The organism is Olsenella kribbiana (assembly GCF_036408795.1).
Lineage (GTDB): Bacteria > Actinomycetota > Coriobacteriia > Coriobacteriales > Atopobiaceae > Olsenella_L > Olsenella_L kribbiana.
On record NZ_JAZGJP010000007.1, the window covers coordinates 71,236 to 89,467 of the forward strand.

Consider the following 18,232-nt stretch of genomic DNA (forward strand, 5'->3'; position numbering starts at 1 on the left):
TCCCTACCAGGGAATGCTGTCATCGAAATCGCAGTTGTAGGGACCGGCATCCTCTGCCGCTCCGTCGTCTTCGCCCTGGGCGAAAGCATCCATCTCTTCCGGATCCCCGTAGAACTCTGCCTCGGTCACCTCGTGCCAGGAGTCATCGGTCCAGTCAACGACCTCGTCTTCTGCACGCGGACGGTTCATGAAGGCCGTGAAGGCAGCCTGGGCCTCCTCGGAGCGCTCCTCCTCGATCCAGCGGCTGCGCTCGGAGACGAGCGTCACGGCCTCGTCTGCTGCCTCCTCGAAGGAATGGGGACGGCAGCGGCGCAGGTATTCTGCCATGCGCTGCATCGTCTTGGGGCCGCGCACGTACTGCGCGAGCGCAAGGCCGAATTCCTTCGGGTAGCCAATCTCCTGCGCTGCCGACACGAGGTCCTGAAGCGCCTGTCCATACTCGTCCATCGTGGCTTCCTTTCTTTATGCATGCTTCCTTGCAAGCATAGCTGTCACGCCGGCTGTTGCAGCGGCAAGAACGGAGAGCGCACCTCCCACGAGGCCGAGCATGGAAAGGCCTGAGGCTGTCACGACTGCGCCGCCTACGGCCGTGCCGAAGGAGATGCCGACATTGAAGGACATGGGCTCAAGGGAGCTTGCAAGTGTCAGGGCCTTTGGATGGCGCGTGCGGGCAGCATGCATGAAGAGGGAGACGCAGGGAACGGAAGCCAGATACATGAGGAGGGCGAGGGCAAAGATCAGGACAAGGGCAGGGACGGCCGCTCCGCCGACTGCCCAGAGGCCTATGAGGACAGCAGCCTGCGCAAGGAAGGTGACGACCAGGGCGCGCACGCTGAAGCGGGAGTCGATCCAGCCGCCTGCGAGGTTCGAGATGAAGGTCACGGCGCCGTATGCCATGAGCGTCGTGGAAGCGGCAATCGTGTCCATGCCGAGGATGGTCTCGAGGTAGGGCGTCACGTAGCCGTAGAACGTGTAGACGGAGCCCTCGCCGAAGACGAAGATCAGCATGGCAGCAATGACCTGGGGCTCCTTGAAGAGGCATGCCTGCTCCCTGAACGTGGCAGGCTCGTCGGTCGCACCCTGGCGCGGAAGGAACCAGAGGCAGAGCGCGCAGGTAAGGATAGCGAGGGCCAGCACGCCGTACATGAAGACATGCCAGTTCGCGACATCGGCTATGAACTTGCCGGCAGAGGTTGCGACGACCATTGCGACGGAGTAGGACGCATAGACAAGCGAGAGGGCCCAGGAGCTCTTCTCAGGTGTCGTGAGCTCCGGGATGAACGTGAGGCCCACGGCCAGAAGCGCGCCCGAGACAGACCCGATCAGGATACGGGAGACCAGAAGGACAGAGAAGCTGGTGGCAAGGGCGGAGATGATGTTGCCGGCACAGAAGATGAGGCTATAGGCGAGAAGCAGGCTGTATCTCTTGAAACGTCCGCAGGAGAGCGCAAGCACCGGTGTCATGACCGCATAGGGCAGGGCAAAGAGGCTGATGAGCTGGCCTGCCGTGGCAAGGCTCACATTGAGGTCGGCTGCCAGGTCGGACTCGATGCCGATGACGGAGAACTCGGAGCAGCCGAGGGAAAATCCCAGAAGGACGAGGAGCGCCAGGCAGATACGGGCGCGGACAGGGGAGACGGAAGCTTGGACAGTGCTGGACAAGAGATGTGCCTCACTTTTCTGATCGGATGAGTCCTGTCAGCCTAGCATGCCTGGCATGGGCCAAAACCATCTTCACAGCGGCGCCATCTGCTGTGCTGCCTTGATGCTGTTCTGCAGCTGGCATGTCAGTACACCTTCCTGTCTGCCATGCTGTTTGGGTCTTCAGGAACTGCGTGAAAGGTGATTTCCAGTGACAGAGGAACAGACAGTCACAGGGGCTCCGCTCAAGCGCCGCCAGATGCTCGCGCTCATAGGCCTCGTCGTGGCAGCATTCGTCTTCAATACATCTGAGTTCATGCCGGTAGGCCTCCTTTCCGATATCGCGGCAAGCTTCGCTCTCACCGATGCCCAGGCAGGCTTCATGATCTCGGTCTATGCCGCAGGTGTCGCGGTGCTGTCCTTGCCGCTCATGGCATGGGCATCGCGCTTTGGCTTCAAGGAGCTCCTGCTCTCCGTCGTCCTCATCTTTGCGGCAGGACAGGTGCTCTCGGCCCTGGCACCGACCTATGCCTTCCTGATCTGTGCCCGTCTCGTCGTCGCCGTGGCCCATGCCATCTTCTGGTCGATTGTCATGATCTGTGCCTCGAAGGTGGCAGGTCCTGCTCACGAAGCCCAGGCCATGAGCATCGTGGCGACGGGTTCCTCGATTGCACAGATTGTCGGCATGCCGCTGGGACGTGCGATCGGCCTCGTTGTGGGCTGGAGGATGACCTTCGGGCTCGTAGGCGTCGTGGCTCTCATCGACCTTGCCTTCCTCTTCCGCGTCTTTCCTTCGCTTCCCAAGGTAGAGCGCTTCACGCTTTCCCGCCTTCCGCATCTGGCAACGTGTGCGCCCCTCATCGTGCTCTTCTGCGTGACCGTGCTTCTTGCGGGAGGGCACTATGTCGCCTATGGATATATCGAGCCGTACCTCAGGGACGTGGCAGCCTTCTCGGCCTCAGGCATCACGGGCGCCCTCATCCTCTTCGGCGTTGCCGGCCTTCTTGCCTCGGTGCTCTTCGGAAAGTTCTATGACGGACACAGGAGACGCTATCTTGCGGTCTCGACAGCAGCGTTCGCGCTTGCTCTCCTGCTGCTCCTTCCAGCATCCTCATCTGCCATCGGCGAGGCAGCGGATCTCGTGGTCTGGAGCCTCGGCCTTACCTCTTTCGGCATCGCCTTCCAGGCACTCATCATCGAGATTGCAGACCCGAGAGATGCCTCTGTCGCTATGGCTGCCTACTCAGGCCTCTACAATCTCGGCATCGGCGCGGGCACAGCCTTGGGCGGAACGGCACTCGATGGACTCGGTGCGGCATCGCTCGGCTTTGTCGGAGGAGGCCTTGCGCTTGCAGGCGCCCTTGCCCTTGACTTCCTGTTCCTTCCGCTTTATATGCGGGTCAGAGATGGCGTACGCAAGACTGCGTAGAGTGCGGGACGAAAACAGACAGGTGTCCATCCGTCTGCAGAAAACAGGCCTACATGCGGTCTGAAGCCGAAAGAGCGGGGTTGAGCACCTCACGTTTCGTGTCGGGCTCAAAAAATGTGCCCGGCCACTCTTACTGAAAAGAAGTTCGCGCCGCCACTTCACCCTTCCATTCTCCAGGCCGAATGGCATGCGGAAGAGTCGCCCGGAGAGCCTGAGATCGTCCGGCTCCTCGGAAAAAGACGATGGGGAAGGAGCGCTTCTCCTTCGTGCGCGCGGAGATTGTGCGCCTTGTACGGGCGGGCTTCGGCATCGAGAAGAGCGAATGCAGAGCCGCAGAGGCCGAAGGAGGCCCTGCCTCCCGGGCAAAGCGCTCCCTGCGCCAGGGACCCGAGATGAAAGGGACCCAGAAGGAGGCAGCGCTCAAGAGCCTCAAGAGGGCCGAGTATGTGCGCAGGCATGCTCATCGAAGACGTGTCCGATTCAGCGTCACAAGAGAAGACGAGAAAGCCCTTCTCCCACTACGAGGCGCTCTCTGCCGCCTCGCTGCCGCTCGAGGACTTATCGAGGGATCTTCGCGCCTAGGAGAAGATGGAGGCGGAGACCGAGGCCTTGCTCTTCGGCAACCATAGGTGCTCTATTTCAAGGACCGGGGAAGAAAGCAAAAGACCGGCCAGATGCTCCTGATAGCACGGCTTCACGAACGGCGGCGCCTGCCGGGAAGCGATTGTCTCTGCCCTAGGTTCCCGGGAGACAGGCGAGCTCGAGATGAAAGGCATCGAGATCCATGTGACTGAGATAGGGCGGGCAGACGACAGGCAGGCACAGGGCGTCTAACTGGGCGAGCACGTCGAGCGGCTTCCTGAGAAGCTCGCAAAGTAGCTCCGGCAGGGTGTTGCGGCTGCGTTCGAGGCAGGAGAGGATAGCGCTGCCTGACGAAATGAACGACAATGCTGATTGAAAACGGGTGCATGTCTGGATGGAGCTGGCATGGAAGAGCGTGGCGTGGACGGCAGGATACTCGGATATGACCCTTCGGACCCTCAGTCGATACTGGAGTATGCCGAACGGTTAGAAGGCCACACGCTCCGTCAGATGACGGATGCGGAGAAGATAGCTGATTCCAGGAAGCGCAAGGGCTCTTTCGGCAACGCTATGGAGGAATATTACTTCGACTATGCCCCGAACAGCAGCTCTGAGCCAGATTTCGCACAAGCTGGCGTCGAGCTCAAGACAACTCCGATGAAGCATGTGAGAAAGAATGACCTTGTCGCAAAGGAACGCCTGGTCATATCGATGATCGACTACATGGATGTCGTAAATGAAACGTTCGAGACAAGCCACTTCATGGAGAAAGCTAGGGATATCCTGCTTGTCACCTATCTCTGGGAGAAGGATACCGATCCTCTCGATTACGAGGTCATCATGGCAGATCTCTGGACCATTCCAGAAGAGGACCTGCCTCAGATAAAGCGCGACTGGGAAACTGTCGTCAACAAGGTGCGCGCGGGTCATGCAGAAGACATTTCGGGCTCGGATACGATGTATCTCGAAGCCTGCACGAAGGCGGCAACATCCGAGAATAGACGCAAGCAGCCGTGCTCGGATGTTCCAGCCAAGCCCCGTGCATGGGCTTTCAAGGCTTCCTATATGACTGCGATAGAACAAGGCCTGCTCGACAGGAAGACTGGAGCAGGAACCAGTCTTGCCAGGAAGGGGCAGGACATCAACCTTCTCGGGCTTGTGCGCGAACGGTTTGAGCCGTATTTCGGCCGGACAGAGGAAGAGCTTGCACAGCATTTCGGCATTTCGAAGTCGCTCAACCGCTGTGCACGCATAACCAAGCGGATTCTCGGAGTGGACGAGAATTCGAAGATCGAGGAATTCGAGAAGGCGAACATCAAGCCGAAGACCATGCGCATCAAGCGCAATGGCAGGCTGAAGGAGTCGGTGTCCTTTCCGTACTTTGACTACCGCAAGCTCGAGATGACAGATTTCGAAGATTCCGACTTCCACGATGAGCTGCTTCAGAAATACCTCTTTGTCATCTATCGGGAAGATGAGAGGGAAGATGGTGTCTATCGGCTTGCTGATGTCATGTTCTGGCAGATGCCGGACAAAGATCTCGATGAGGCGAAGCGCTGCTATGACCAGATGCGCCAGAATGTGAGAGAAGGGCATGCAGAGATATCGGTGAAGAGCACCGAGAACCGCTGCTGCCACGTGCGACCTCATGGCCAGAACGGTAAGGATACAAGGCCTCAGCCTCACGGCAGGCCGGTCGTGAAGAAGTGCTTCTGGCTGAATGCTGGTTATTTGAGCGACGAAATCGCCAAGGCCCTTTTCTGACAGCCATATGTGTCTGCGAAATGCGTCAGCTCTGTGTGTCCCGTCGAGCGTCCCGAGTTGTAGGTTCGGTTAGGTCGAGCGTTCCCTGCTGTAGGTTCGGTTAGTATAGGTGGGCACTGAGTCCACAGCAGCGATAGGAGAAACGTGGACAATGGCATCAAGATAGCCGAGCTCTTTGCAGGGGTTGGCGGGTTCAGGCTTGGCCTGGACGGCTACAGGAATCCGGAACACCCTGAGTGGGACCTGCCATCGGCAGGTCCTTTCAAGACCATATGGGCAAACAACTGGGAGCCGCCCGGAACGGCGGGGCGCCAGTTTGCTGCGCGCTGCTATGCAGCGCACTTCGGCGAAAATTCCATCATCAATGAGGACATTAATGCTGTCATGAACCAGGTCGAGGCCGGAGAGCGGAACGTTCCGTCTGTCGATATGGTTGTTGGCGGCTTCCCCTGCCAGGACTATTCGGTTGCGCGTCCGCTCTCTCAGTCGGGCGGCATCGAGGGCAAGAAAGGCGTTCTCTGGTGGGATATATACCGGTTCCTCAAGGTGCAGCTCGCCATGGATAAGGGCAATGCGCACTACTGCCTCTTCGAGAATGTGGACAGGCTGCTCAAGAGTCCTGCAGCGAGGCGTGGCCGTGACTTCGCTATCATCCTGAGCTGCCTTGCATCTCTTGGATACAACGTCGAGTGGCGCGTCGTCAACAGCGCTGCATACGGATTCCCGCAGCGCAGGAAGCGCATCTACATCTATGCAGAGAGGAATGCCTCCTGGGATCTCGAAACAAGGCTCGGCGACGGAATCATGGCAAGGGCATTCCCGATGCGTGAAGCGTCGGAGCGCAGCCATATTCTCATACCGGAAGATCCTTACGATGCCACGCAGCACTTCAACGAGGCAGGCTCCAAGATGTCTCCTTTTATGGAAGCTGGTGTCATGGTCGGACACGAGGTAGTCACCTGCAAGCCCGAAGAAATGTATGCTGGCAAACATGCCACACTCGGCGATGTGCTTGTTCCGGAGAGCGAAGTGCCGGAAGAGTTCTACATCCCGGACAAGCAGCTTCCCAGGTGGGAGTACCTCAAGGGTGCCAAGCGCGAGCCCCGCGTCGACAAGAAGACCGGACATGAATACTTCTACAGCGAAGGGGCTATGGCATTTCCAGACCTTCCGACGAATCCGTCGAGGACCATCTTGACAGGAGAGGGAGGCAAGGGTCCCTCTCGCTTCAAGCACATCATCCAGACCGAAGATGGACGATATCGTCGTCTTGTCCCGGAAGAGCTGGAACAGCTTCAGGGCTTCCCAAAGGGGTGGACGAACACCGGCATGACTGACGGAAACAGGGCCTTCTGCATGGGCAATGCGCTTGTTGTCGGCATTCCACATCTCATCGGCATTGAGCTGGCCAAAGAAATCGGCAAGTCTGAAGATTGAGACATGCCTGGTTGAACGGGGCAGACAAGCAGTGGTCTGTCCCGTCATCGTGCCGGTACGTCATGAGTCTCTATGCATGCTGCACCATGAAATAGCAGATATATTTCATTGCAGCAAATGTCTGACGCTCGGTGACGCCTATAAAACAGGATTCAGACAATCGGCGTGACGCTGCCTCGAAACCCTGAAGGTTCGTGGCGGCATGGGACTTTAGATATCATTCCTCTAATAGGCTTCCCGGAGCTTCTTCTCGAGCCTCTTGGAGATGTGGACGAGGATCATGACAATGATGTAGTAGATGACAGCGACAAAGATGAAGGGCTCGAAGGCACGGTAGGTGAGTGCCTGCACGGATTCGGCAGCGCGCATCATGTCGGCAAGCCCTATCGTCGCGACGAGAGACGAGCTCTTGAGCACCGTGATGACCTCGTTCACAAGGGCAGGAGCCACGGAGCGCAAAGCCTCCGGCAATATGATCTTCACCATCATGCTCCGGTAGGGAAGGCCAAGCGCGCGTGCCGCATCGTATTGTCCCCGGTCGACGCCCTGGATGCCGCCACGCAGGGTTTCTGATACCGTGGCAGACCCATTGAGCCCGAGCGTCAGCACCGACGCGGCAAACATCGTAATCTTGTAGCCTGTGAGCTGCGGCGTCGCGAAATAGGCAATGAAGAGAAGGACAATCAGGGGGATGCCTCTGAAGATCGAGGTGTAGAAGTCGAGTAGCGCCCTGAGCCAGCGTATCGGCAGGACCTTCAGCAGCGCTATCGCAGCTCCCAGGGCAAAGGCAAGAACAAGGGCGGCCCCTGTCACCTCCACGGTGGTCAGAAGGCCGCTCCAGAACAGGGGCATATAGGGATTGAGGACAGAGAAGTTCATGCCTGCGTCCGGGTGCTATTCACCGGTGCTGTCTCCGACGGTAGAGGTGCCGGCAGCAGCGAAGCCACCATCGCCCCAGACGAAGTCAGGACCGACATATTTGCTGATGTAGGAATCGATCGTACCATCCTCGAGCATGTCTGCGATGCAGCTGTCGAGTGCCGAGACAAAAGGAGCATCCTTCTGGGCCATGAGGCGGTAGACGCCGACATAGCTTTCGGTCTCGGAACGGCCAAGGAGTCCCAGCACGAGGCCGGGATTGGCATCGACCATCGACTGTCCCTCTGCGCCGTCGCAGACATAGGCATCGATCCTGCCGGCAAGCACTTCCTGCAGGCACTGGTCTCCGCCGTCATAGGTATGCACGTCGGCATCAGGCAGGACGGCTGTCACGAACTTGTTCTGGACCGTGCCGGTCGTGCAGGCAATGGACTTGCCCTTGAGCCCGTCGATGTCTTCGACCTTGTCTCCCATCGTGAGGACGCCGACGCGGGGCTCGTAGTAGCCGCGCGTGAAGTCAAAGGTCTCGAGCCTCTCTGCATTCGAGCTCATTGCCATCGTGAACGAGGTATCGGAGCTCTGTATCGTGGCAAGCGTCGCTGCAAACTCCTGCGGCTCGAAGTCATACGTGAAGCCAAGACGCGATGCCATTTCATCTGCGATTGCGATATCGAGGCCGACGGTCTTCTGGGAGCCGTCTGACTGCATCTCGATGTAGCGGTAGGGGGCAAACGCGTTGTCTCCAACGAAGGTGAGCTTCTTGCCGGAGATGTCATAGCTCGAAGAGCTGTCCGTGGAGGTGCTGGAAGAGCTTGAGCTCTGGGTCTGTCCGCAGGCAGTGAGCGCTACTGGTGCCAGGGCTGCCATACCTGCTGCAAGAGCGAGGAAGCTGCGGCGGCCCATGGGTGCGCTGAAGTTGCTGTGCTGTGTCGTGCTGTTCATGAAACTGCCTCCTGTCGAACAGATTTGGTTCAATCATTGTAGCCTGAAAGAATTCCTATTGCATTGCTAGGAAATATGGCGATATGGAATGGAAACGAAATGAGCACGTCAGCCGCACCGAAAAAGTCCCTGTTGCATGCCCCAAGGCTGCTGCCTGCACGGGAACAAACAGGCATTGCATACGAACATATTGTTTCCGTTGCCTCCCAAGAAGTTACGGCCTGGTAACCTCGTGAAAATATTTCAACAATCATGGATAAATATTCAATATTTAAGATACGGAACTGAAGGGCGCAGAAATCCTTCAAGGCTCTGTGCATCGGGTTCCCGCTCTTTGTCTGCTCAATGCACAGGGAAATGGTCGTCTGGGAGGTAGGGTATGTCGTATTCAATGTCTCGCCGCCAATTCGTCGGTATCGCTTCGGGCACGCTTGCTGCCACGGGGCTTGCTCTTGCTGGGTGCGGCAGCTCCCAGTCGAGCTCGAGTTCCGATTCCTCTTCCGGCTTCTCGAAGAGCTCCTATACGGTTGCGACCGATACGACCTTTGCTCCCTTCGAGTTCACCGATGCCTCGGGCAACTTTGTCGGTATCGATGTCGATATCCTTGCCAAGGCAGCAGAGCTTACCGGCTTCAAGTATGAGCTGAACTCGCTCGGCTTCGATGCAGCGGTCGCAGCCCTCGAGTCCAACCAGGCAGATGCTGTCATCGCCGGCATGTCAATCACAGATGCCCGCAAGCAGAAGTACGACTTCTCCGATCCCTACTATGATTCCTATGTCTGCATGGCCGTCAAGGCGGGCTCCTCGATTTCGGGATACGAGGACCTGAACGGCAAGACCGTCGCTGCCAAGACCGGCACGATGGGTGCGACCTGCGCAGAGTCCCTTGCCCCGAAGTATGGCTTCACGCTCACCTATTTCGATGATTCCTCGATCATGTACCAGGATGTCCTGACCGGCAACTCTGTTGCCTGCTTCGAGGACTACCCGGTCATGTCCTACGGCATCACCCAGGGCAACGGCCTCCAGATCGTGACGGAGGAGAAGGACGACTATTCCACGCCCTATGGCTTCGCTGTCATGAAGGGCAAGAACGCAGATCTTCTGTCTGCCTTCAACGAGGGTCTCTCCAAGATGAAGGATTCCGGAGACTACGACGCGATTGTGAACAAGTACCTGAAGGGCTAGTGCGTGCCGCTTCGGGCAGCCAAGAGATGACATCATGGGTGCCCGCCTTCGTGCGGGTGCCCCTTTGCTGTCTTGAGCCACAGGGTACAGGGAGGAAGCTTTATGGGTTTTGAATCTCTCGCCGCAACATTCGGCGATGTCTGGCCGATGCTGATGTCGGGCCTGGCAACGACGCTGCAGGTGACCATCATCTCGCTTGTCATTGCTATGCTCGTCGGCATTCTCGTCTGCCTCATGCACATCTCGCACGTGAAGGTGCTGAGAGGCATCGCAAAGTTCTATATCTGGATCATCCGCGGCACGCCGATGCTCGTGCAGGCCTTCTATCTCTACTTCGCAATGCCGCAGCTCATCCAGTATCTGGGCTATTCCGACTTCAGGATCGACGTCGTGACAGCCTCGATACTGACCCTCACGCTCAATGCAGGCGCCTATATCTCGGAGATCTTCAGAGGCTCGATCGAGGCGGTTCCTGCAGGCCAGATGGAGGCATCGCGTTCTCTCGGCGTCTCCTATGCCACCTCGATGCATAAGATCATCCTGCCGCAGGCAGTGCGCATCTGCCTGCCGACGCTCGTGAACCAGTGCATCATCACGCTCAAGGACTCCACGATCCTCTATGCAATCGGCCTGGGCGAGATCATGTACCAGGCACGCATCTATGTCGGGCGTACCATGGAATCGTTCGCGACCTACACGTGGGTCGCTGTGGTATTCCTGCTCATCACGAGCGTTCTCATGCTCGTCTCCCACACCATCGAGAAAAGGATGCATGTCTGATGTCTGAACCCAAGATCAAAGTCACGCAGCTCAAGAAGACATTCGGCGACAACCTCGTCCTCAACGGCATCGACCTCGAGGTCCAGCCAGGCGAGGTCGTCTGCATCATCGGTCCGTCCGGTTCCGGCAAGTCCACGTTCCTGCGCTGCATCAACAGGCTCGAGGAGCCTACCGGTGGTGACATTTCGATTGACGGCGAGTCCATCACGGCCAAGGGCGCCAATGTCGACCTCATACGCCGCCATGTCGGCATGGTCTTCCAGCAGTTCAACCTCTTCCCGCACTATTCCGTGAAGAGAAATGTCACGTTCGCGCCGGTCGAGCTCAAGCTCAAGACCCAGGAAGAGGCAGACAAGGACGCAGAGCGGCTGCTCACGCGTGTCGGCCTCGCAGACAAGATCGACGCAATGCCGAAAAGCCTTTCCGGCGGCCAGCAGCAGCGTGTCGCCATTGCCCGCGCCCTTGCTATGGATCCCGACATCATGCTCTTCGACGAGCCGACCAGCGCTCTCGACCCTGAGATGGTGCACGAGGTCTTGGACGTTATGCGCGAGCTTGCCGATTCGGGAATGACGATGCTCGTGGTCACGCACGAGATGGGCTTTGCCCACGACGTGGCCGACCGTGTCATCTTCATCGACGGCGGCGTCATTGTCGAAGAGGGCACACCCGAGGAGGTCATGGACCATCCCCAGAACGAGCGCACGAAGAGCTTCCTCTCGAAGGTGCTGTAATAAGCGTCCTTCATAGAGTGAAATGCAATCAGGGCGGAGCTGCCAGCCAGCTCCGCCCATTTTCTTGGAAATTGCCAGTTTCTGAGCTGTCAAAAAGACGCGGTTGCCTCTGGCGGTGTATTCGAAAATCAAACAATTATCTATCAGATATCAAACACATGTATCTAGCAGGTAGAATTAAGAAATAGATATTGAACATCTGTTGCAGTCACATGGCATTCCCTGTCAAGATGGATAGACCAGCGATGTCCGGATGCGGGCGGCGCCTCGATCTTTGGAGGTGTTGCCTATGGACGAACTTCATCTGCTCTTGAAGGGAATCCTTGAAGTCCTTCAGGCCCTCGTGCTCGTGGAGGGCCTCATCCGATCCACACTCGACCTCGTCGAGGAGGTGAGGAGACGAAAGAAGGAGCATAAGCATTGAACGGATAGTGCAGAGACGAAAACGGCCCGGTTGCATCCGGGCCGTCTAGTCAGTTAGTACTGCGCCGCCCGCAGACCTTTTTCACCGAAGATACGGGCATCGCTGGTACTGATTGAAGTATACCCCAGGCGTGCGACTGCCTGCACAGGTTACGGGGAAATTCTGGAGGCGTGCCGGCTGCTCTGCACAGCATGCTCAACACCCATGCCATATCTGACGGGATGGGGCAGCTGCGGCATGAAGCAAGTTTTCTGTGCTGGCAGATGTCTCTGCCGTGTACAACTGACGCATATCCGTGAGAAGGGATGGCTATGGCTACGATCGAGGATGTGTACGAGTTCCTGAAGCATACGGCACCGACCTATATGCTTGCGACAGTGGATAAGAAGGGAAACCCGAGGGTGCGTCCCTTCGGCACGGCAGACCTCTTCGAAGGCAGGCTCTATATCCAGACCGGCAAGAAGAAGGAAGTCTACAAGCAGATTGTTGCCCATCCTGAAGTGGAGATCTGTGCCTGGAAGGGCGCCGACTGGTGGCGCATACAGGGAGAGCTGGTGCCGGACGAGCGCATCGAGGCAAAAAAGCACCTGCTCGATGCCTATCCCGGACTCAGGAAGATGTACGACGAGAACGACGACAACACGATCGTGCTCTGCTTCAGGCATGCGACTGCCACATTCACCTCGCTTGCCGGCAAGCCATCCGAGACCGTGAGCTGGTAAGCGGAAGGCGCGCAGGCAGTGCAGCAGAGTCGCCCTCGGGCGGCTCTTTTCGTCTAGAGGATGCCTTCTGCCATAAGGAAGACGATGAGGAGGGCATCTATCGCAAGGAAGAGCCAGAGACCCCAGCGGAAGTAGGCCCTCCTTGTCTTGTGGTGGAAAAGATGCATGCCCAGAAGGGCGCCGGGGGTGCCTCCGGCAAGGCCCGCTCCCAGAAGGACTGCTTCAGGGATGCGGGAGCCGGCATGCACAGCCTGGCGCTTGTCGATAGCGAAAAGGGCAAAGGCTGCGAGGCTTGCAGCAAGGAGATAGATGGCAAGCGGCGTGTGGCCACGTGCAAGCGATGCGAAGAAGGCATCTGCCGTAACAGAGATGGCGCCCGATGCCAGGATCAGGATGAGGACCCAGAGGATGGAGAAGGCAAGGCCGCAGAAGAAGCGGGCGACTGTTGCTTTCGCTATGTGTGTGCGGGTCACGAGAAAGGCAGCAAGCGTGCCGAAGGCGCCTCCTGCGGCAGAGGCCACGGCCCAGAGCGGCCAGGGAAGAGGGTCTATGCCCTTCCGGTCACGTCCGAGATCGCAAAGCATGATTGCGAAGGCAACGAGGCTCACGGCAAGGATATAGGCAGGCAGGACAAGCTCGTGCGGCATGGTGGCTCCTTGGATTGGATCATCCCATGATAGCAGGCAGCACAGGAGGCTCCGGATTCGGCTCATCCTCCGATGCCCTCATCTGAACGGAAATACTGCTGTCTCGCATCCAATGCGCTGCACGCCTGAAAGCATGCTGGAAGACTGTCTTGCCATATCGCATGGAAGCAATATATGCCTCATCTTTTCCAGGGATGCGATGTCAGATGCCATCCCCTGCAGTAGGGGCAGCGGTAGACTTCGAGACCATAGGTACCGTGCTGGGCACAGGCGCGGGCGGTCTCTTCTGCCTCTGCGCGCGTTGCATAGCGCTGCTTCGAGAGGCAGGCCTTCATGAGGCGGGCTTCCTCCTTCTGGTCTGCCGCTTCGCGCTGATGTGCCTCTTCTGCGGCAAAGGCATCATCCATGCCGCCAAGGCCCGAGAGGAACTCCTCCCGCTCTCTCGCACGTGCCGAGTGCTTCCTGCTGCCCATGGTCTTCCTCCTGCTCTGCTTCAGGAGACATATTGCCGAAGAGTCCTGCTCTATGCAGAACGTAGGACCGATTCCTCCAAGCTCCCACAAGAAGGGCATGTCTGCCTGATATGTCTGGCATCTATGGCAGAAACGTATTTGGGGCATGGATGTCCTGATGGACCGAAGGGTAGAAAGAGACCGATGCAAGGGCTGTCCCGGCTGGGTGCCGGGATGCAGAGGAGGACATGATGGAAATTCCGGGAAACAAGTCGGTCATGACACCAGAAGGCGTCTATATCATCGCTACCTACGACGAGAACGGTGTGCCGAATGCGATGAATGCTGCCTGGGGCGTGCAGTGCGGAGAAGGGGAGATTGCCTTCTTCCTGGGCACGCACAAGACGACAGAGAACCTCAAGGCCACAGGCGCCTTCACGGTCTCATTCGGAACGGCGGATACCGTCGAGATATCTGACTATTTCGGCATTGCCACAGGCAGCAAGGTGAACAAGATCGAGCAGGCTGGCGTCCATGTCCATAAGAGCGCCCATGTCGATGCTCCTGTGATCGAGGAATATCCGCTCACGCTCGAATGCACGGTCGAGCTCTTCGACGAGGAGCATGGCCTGCTTATCGGCAAGGTCGTAGCGGAACAGGCAGATGAAAGCATCCTTACGGATGGCCATGTCGATCTCGGCAAGCTTCGTCCCATCATCTTCGACCCTTCCGTCAACGGCTACCGTGTGATTGGCGAACAGGTCGGCACGGTCTGGCATGACGGGCTGGGACTCATGAAGAAGTAGCTGGAGGCCGGCAAAGGAAATGGGGGCTGCCATATCGCTGTGGCAGCCCCCATTGCTCTGCAGCTGGATCTGCCTGAGCAGACCTAGTGGGGCGGCGGAGCTCTTTGGCAGGTGCAGGGGCTGGCCTACTGCCTCCGGAGGAGCTCTTCCATATAGAGCCCGACGCCTCCCTTGTCATTGTCTTGGACAATATGGTCTGCTGCGGCAAGGCATTCAGGCCGTGCATTTGCCACGGCCACGCCGTCTCCTGCTGCCTTGAGCATCGCGATATCGTTGCTCGAGTCGCCGAAGGCAACGGTCTCCTCCACAGGCACGCCCAGGTGGTCTGCCAGCCAGAGGAGCCCTGCTCCCTTGTCTGCGCCGTTCTTCGTGACTTCTACGTTGCAGGGCTGCGAAGAGGCCCTGATGAGGTCGGAAAACGAGTCCACGACTTCCCAGACCCTGTCTCTTGTGTCGTTGTCGAGATAGAAGATGTTGATGCGGCAGATGTTTTTGGCTGCATCGATCATGTCCTCGACGCTTCCCGGATAGCAGGTCCTGACTTCTTTGATGTGAATGCGGGTGGGCTCGGTCACGGGAATCTCGTCGAGGAAACGCCAGCGGTCCTCTGCGGTCAGGACATGGCCATCCGCGAAGAGGTCGAATGTTATGGGCAAGCCCTCGAGGGCACGGAAGAGCCGGCGGACCTCTTCTTTTTCGATGTCCACCTCATGAATCACTTCGCCGCGATCGAGATCTGCGACGAGGGCACCGTTGCAGCAGACGGCATAGTGGACACAGCCGTAGTCTGCAATGGCAGAAGGTATGCCATTGATGTTCCTGCCGGTGCAGGGGACAAACTGGATGCTTTTCCTGGATGCCTCTTCGAGCAGGGCGCGGTTTGCGTCCGGTATGGTCTTGTCTGCTGAGAGGAACGTGTCGTCCAGATCGGAGAATATGAGGCGTACCATGGGTCTCCCTTGCATAAGGGCCTGTGGGGTCCTTCTTGTCGTAGTTCTCAAGCCTATGCTTGTCCAAGACGAGATGGCAGGAATGCTCTGCGGTGCAGCCAGGTCCGCAGAGAAAGAACAGGATTCGGGGCGAGGAGCGGCATATGCGGTATACGAAATGCACATCTCTTGGGACAAGGCTCTCCTCTCTGGGGGCCGGCACCTGGTCCATGGCAGGGAAGAATGCCTATGGACTCGTCTTCGGAAGGGCTGATGAAGCGCGTCCGGTGGAGACGCTGCGCACGCTTCTCGACGAAGGCGTCAATGTGATCGATACGGCACCGATCTATGGGATGGACTCTGCTGCAGAGAAGCTTGTCGGCAGGGCGCTCCAGGATGGCTACCGCGAGAAGGCATTCCTTGTCACGAAGTTCGGCGACTATTGCAATGCCAAGACCGGTGCACGCGAGATAGATGACTCCAGGGAAGACATCCTGCGCGAGATCGAGGGGTCTCTCGAGAGGCTCAGAACCGACCATATCGACCTCTATCTCATGCACTATCCAGATGAGAAGGTGCCGGTCGAGGAGACCATGGATACGCTGAATGGCCTTCTGGAAACAGGGAAGATCTCTCATATCGGCGTCAGCAATGTCAGCATTCCTCAGCTTGAGGAGTGCATGCGCTATGCAAAGATCGATGCGGCCGAGCTCAGGTACTCGATGCTTGACAGGCAGAACGAAGAGACGATGAAGTGGGCACATGACAAGGGGCTGGCGACGCTCACGTATGGAACGCTCGGCGGCGGCATCCTGACTGGTGCCTTCAGGACCCTTCCTCACTTCGAGGAGAAGGATATCCGCTATACGTTCTATACCGGTTTCAAGGAGCCCCTGTTCTCGAAGGTGCAGAAGCTGCTTTCCGATATGGATACCGTTGCAGCGAAGCATGGGCGCCCCGTCTCCCAGGTAGCGCTTGCCTGGACAATGCAGAAGGAGTTCGTGACGACAGCTCTTGTGGGATGCTCATCTCCTGCGAGGGCGAAAGAGAACTGCGCCGCTGCGACGCTCGAGCTCACGGCAGACGAGATGGCGCTTCTGGATGAGTCCATCGAGAGCAATCTCGCCTAGCTGGCTGCATTGTCTTCGGGCTGCTGGACAGGCTTTTCTTTCAGCAGCTCATCGACGAGGGCATCAGCTACAGCGAACTGCGTGAATCGGGAATTGAGATCGATCTGGTTGATGCTGAGCGTGTCGGATGCTGCATGCAGGGCGATGCCTGCCATCTTGCAGAGCGGACTCTCCCGGTCAGAGCAGATGCAGATGATCGTGGCCCTGTTCTTCTTCGCTATCGCTGCGGCCTTCACGACCGGTATGGTGCGGCCACCGGCCGAGAAGATGACGATAGCATCGCGGTCTGTGAAGGCTGCTGCATCGCGATAGACAAAGGGCGGATCGAGATAGCGCCGGCATGGCCTGCCGATGCGTGCCAGGTATTCGGAGAGATACTCTGCTGGAAACTCAGACAGTCCCCGCCCGAAGAGGACAAGGCTCTCTGCCTGCCAGATTGCCTCTGCCGCCTGGGACAGAAGCGCCATCGACGGATCGCGCAGGGTAAGACGCGCCTCTCTGAGCAGCGCATCCTGCGCAGCTGTGGCGCGGTAGGCGGAAATGCCGTCCTGTGCGGCGATGGCGCGTCCCTTCAGCTCGTTTCTGATCAGGAAGCGCAGCTCGGCATAGCCTGACAGATGGAGCTTCTTGCATGCGCGCTCGATGACAGGGGCAGAGGCGAAGCTTGCGGCGGCTGCCTGGTCCAAGCTCCATCCTGCAATCTCCGCGAGATGCAGCTCTGCGAAGTAGAGGAAATCGAGCTCGCCTGGTGTGAGCGTCGAGAGGATATCGTCCCGGAATGCCTCGATCATGCGCGTGCCTCCTTTTCGATGACCTGGCCGGTGTGGTGGCGATGGGAATAGGTGCGGGCTATCTCGTCTGCAATCGCGACGATGCCCAGGCGCGAGGCAATGCGGCTGTCTGTCCTCGGTGCACTGGTGGCCAGAAGGCAGATATCGCAGAACGTGACAAGGTCGCTTGTGAGGGAGCTGGTGATGCCTATGACAAAAAGGCCACGGTTATGGGCCTCTCTCGCAAGGGCAAGCGTGGACCCTGTGCCCGAGACGCTTGCACAGAGCACGACCGCATCGGGTCCGGCGCTTGCTATAGCATCAAGCGAGAGCTCGTCATTCGGCATGCAGATCGTGGGGCAGGAAGCCGAGAAGAGGTAATGGTGCAGATACTCAAGTGCCGTATGCGTGAGGCCGCCGCCGACAAGGATGACGGTATCGCGCTCGGCAAGCAGATCGGCTGTGCGCTCGATATCTGTTGCCTGGTTGAGATGGGAGGTCGCCGCTGTCTCTGCAAGGATGTCCCGCTGGGGCATGGATCCTGCAGAAACGGCAGGATGCTTCTGCCTTCTGAGCGCGAAGCGGTACTCCGTGTAGCCCGAATAGCCCAGCTTGCGTGAAAGTCTGACCACAGTTGCGGCCGAGCATCCAGCCTTGGCTGCCAGCTCTCTTGCACTCAGGTCAGGTACCGTCTGGGCATGGGACTGGATATAGCGCAGCAGGACAAGCTCTGCTGATGTGAAGCTTGATGTAGCGGCATCTGGCATATGTTCTGCTCTCCTCTGGGTCCTAAGCTGCATGAGCGTGTTTCTGATTCTGAAACATGTAACAGATTATGGCACGAGTTTCTGTAACAGCTCCAGGCTCTTCTGGGAGATTCTCTAGGCGCTATCTTCATGGTGCACGCAGGGAAGAGAAAAAAAGACCCAAAGTACCTGCGCAGATATGCGGATCGGCAGGACAGTGGCATGCCTG

20 protein-coding genes are annotated in these 18,232 nt (G+C 58.1%); 11 read left to right on the top strand and 9 right to left on the bottom strand.

Annotation, left to right across the window (positions count from 1 at the left end):
- Positions 1-3: 3 nt before the first annotated feature.
- Both VXJ24_RS06345 and VXJ24_RS06350 read right to left on the bottom strand, forming a co-directional pair.
- Positions 4-447, bottom strand: coding sequence for a hypothetical protein (locus tag VXJ24_RS06345; RefSeq protein WP_330972080.1), 444 nt, complete (start codon positions 445-447; stop codon positions 4-6).
- A gap of 15 nt (positions 448-462) precedes the next feature.
- Complete coding sequence (locus tag VXJ24_RS06350) at positions 463-1,662, bottom strand: MFS transporter (protein ID WP_330972081.1); 1,200 nt, start codon at positions 1,660-1,662, stop codon at positions 463-465.
- A 190-nt stretch (positions 1,663-1,852) separates the two neighbouring features.
- On the opposite strand from VXJ24_RS06350, the gene VXJ24_RS06355 reads away from it, so the two are divergent.
- The 4 genes from VXJ24_RS06355 to dcm all read left to right on the top strand — a co-directional run bounded on the left by VXJ24_RS06355 (position 1,853) and on the right by dcm (position 6,853).
- Positions 1,853-3,070, top strand: coding sequence for an MFS transporter (locus VXJ24_RS06355; RefSeq protein ID WP_330972082.1), 1,218 nt, complete (start codon positions 1,853-1,855; stop codon positions 3,068-3,070).
- A gap of 444 nt (positions 3,071-3,514) precedes the next feature.
- Positions 3,515-3,652, top strand: a complete 138-nt coding sequence (locus tag VXJ24_RS06360) for a hypothetical protein (RefSeq protein WP_330972083.1) — start codon at positions 3,515-3,517, stop codon at positions 3,650-3,652.
- A gap of 405 nt (positions 3,653-4,057) precedes the next feature.
- Positions 4,058-5,416 carry a Sau3AI family type II restriction endonuclease gene (locus VXJ24_RS06365; RefSeq protein ID WP_330972084.1) on the top strand — a complete coding sequence of 453 codons (1,359 nt, stop codon included), beginning with the start codon at positions 4,058-4,060 and terminating at the stop codon, positions 5,414-5,416.
- Between the two features lie 144 nt (positions 5,417-5,560).
- Entirely contained in the window at positions 5,561-6,853 is a 1,293-nt protein-coding gene (dcm, locus tag VXJ24_RS06370) for a DNA (cytosine-5-)-methyltransferase (RefSeq protein ID WP_330972085.1), read from the top strand.
- A gap of 225 nt (positions 6,854-7,078) precedes the next feature.
- Here the strand turns inward: dcm and VXJ24_RS06375 are convergent, their stop codons facing one another.
- Positions 7,079-7,732 (bottom strand): amino acid ABC transporter permease, encoded by a 654-nt coding sequence (locus VXJ24_RS06375; protein ID WP_330972086.1) that lies wholly within the window; start codon positions 7,730-7,732, stop codon positions 7,079-7,081.
- Between the two features lie 15 nt (positions 7,733-7,747).
- Entirely contained in the window at positions 7,748-8,674 is a 927-nt protein-coding gene (locus VXJ24_RS06380) for a substrate-binding periplasmic protein (protein WP_330972087.1), read from the bottom strand.
- Between the two features lie 379 nt (positions 8,675-9,053).
- On the opposite strand from VXJ24_RS06380, the gene VXJ24_RS06385 reads away from it, so the two are divergent.
- The 5 genes from VXJ24_RS06385 (at position 9,054) to VXJ24_RS06405 (ending at position 12,523) form a co-directional block, all read left to right on the top strand.
- The gene (locus tag VXJ24_RS06385; RefSeq protein WP_330972088.1) at positions 9,054-9,863 is read left to right on the top strand and encodes a transporter substrate-binding domain-containing protein; all 810 of its coding nucleotides are present in this window, start codon (positions 9,054-9,056) and stop codon (positions 9,861-9,863) included.
- 102 nt (positions 9,864-9,965) lie between these two features.
- Positions 9,966-10,643, top strand: a complete 678-nt coding sequence (locus VXJ24_RS06390; RefSeq protein WP_330972089.1) for an amino acid ABC transporter permease — start codon at positions 9,966-9,968, stop codon at positions 10,641-10,643.
- Positions 10,643-11,377, top strand: coding sequence for an amino acid ABC transporter ATP-binding protein (locus VXJ24_RS06395; RefSeq protein WP_330972090.1), 735 nt, complete (start codon positions 10,643-10,645; stop codon positions 11,375-11,377). Before VXJ24_RS06390 ends, VXJ24_RS06395 begins: the two co-directional genes overlap by 1 nt.
- A gap of 289 nt (positions 11,378-11,666) precedes the next feature.
- On the top strand, positions 11,667-11,801 hold the full coding sequence (locus tag VXJ24_RS06400; RefSeq protein ID WP_330972091.1) for a hypothetical protein: 135 nt from the start codon (positions 11,667-11,669) through the stop codon (positions 11,799-11,801).
- A gap of 311 nt (positions 11,802-12,112) precedes the next feature.
- Positions 12,113-12,523, top strand: a complete 411-nt coding sequence (locus tag VXJ24_RS06405) for a pyridoxamine 5'-phosphate oxidase family protein (RefSeq protein WP_330972092.1) — start codon at positions 12,113-12,115, stop codon at positions 12,521-12,523.
- A 53-nt stretch (positions 12,524-12,576) separates the two neighbouring features.
- Here the strand turns inward: VXJ24_RS06405 and VXJ24_RS06410 are convergent, their stop codons facing one another.
- Entirely contained in the window at positions 12,577-13,170 is a 594-nt protein-coding gene (locus tag VXJ24_RS06410; protein WP_330972093.1) for a DUF1294 domain-containing protein, read from the bottom strand.
- Between the two features lie 179 nt (positions 13,171-13,349).
- On the bottom strand, positions 13,350-13,643 hold the full coding sequence (locus VXJ24_RS06415; RefSeq protein WP_330972094.1) for a hypothetical protein: 294 nt from the start codon (positions 13,641-13,643) through the stop codon (positions 13,350-13,352).
- A gap of 227 nt (positions 13,644-13,870) precedes the next feature.
- On the opposite strand from VXJ24_RS06415, the gene VXJ24_RS06420 reads away from it, so the two are divergent.
- Positions 13,871-14,428 carry a flavin reductase family protein gene (locus VXJ24_RS06420; protein WP_330972095.1) on the top strand — a complete coding sequence of 186 codons (558 nt, stop codon included), beginning with the start codon at positions 13,871-13,873 and terminating at the stop codon, positions 14,426-14,428.
- Positions 14,429-14,553: 125 nt separating this feature from the next.
- Here the strand turns inward: VXJ24_RS06420 and VXJ24_RS06425 are convergent, their stop codons facing one another.
- A complete protein-coding gene (locus tag VXJ24_RS06425) occupies positions 14,554-15,378 on the bottom strand; it encodes an HAD family hydrolase (protein WP_330972096.1) in 825 nt (274 codons plus the stop codon).
- 143 nt (positions 15,379-15,521) lie between these two features.
- Between VXJ24_RS06425 and VXJ24_RS06430 the strand changes: the two genes are divergently transcribed.
- On the top strand, positions 15,522-16,487 hold the full coding sequence (locus VXJ24_RS06430; RefSeq protein ID WP_330972097.1) for an aldo/keto reductase: 966 nt from the start codon (positions 15,522-15,524) through the stop codon (positions 16,485-16,487).
- Here the strand turns inward: VXJ24_RS06430 and VXJ24_RS06435 are convergent.
- Together VXJ24_RS06435 and VXJ24_RS06440 are read right to left on the bottom strand one after the other, a co-directional pair.
- Positions 16,484-17,278 carry a MurR/RpiR family transcriptional regulator gene (locus VXJ24_RS06435; protein WP_330972098.1) on the bottom strand — a complete coding sequence of 265 codons (795 nt, stop codon included), beginning with the start codon at positions 17,276-17,278 and terminating at the stop codon, positions 16,484-16,486. The two genes, VXJ24_RS06430 and VXJ24_RS06435, sit on opposite strands and share 4 nt — an antisense overlap.
- On the bottom strand, positions 17,275-18,024 hold the full coding sequence (locus VXJ24_RS06440) for a MurR/RpiR family transcriptional regulator (RefSeq protein WP_330972099.1): 750 nt from the start codon (positions 18,022-18,024) through the stop codon (positions 17,275-17,277). Before VXJ24_RS06440 ends, VXJ24_RS06435 begins: the two co-directional genes overlap by 4 nt.
- Between the last annotated feature and the right edge of the window lie 208 nt (positions 18,025-18,232).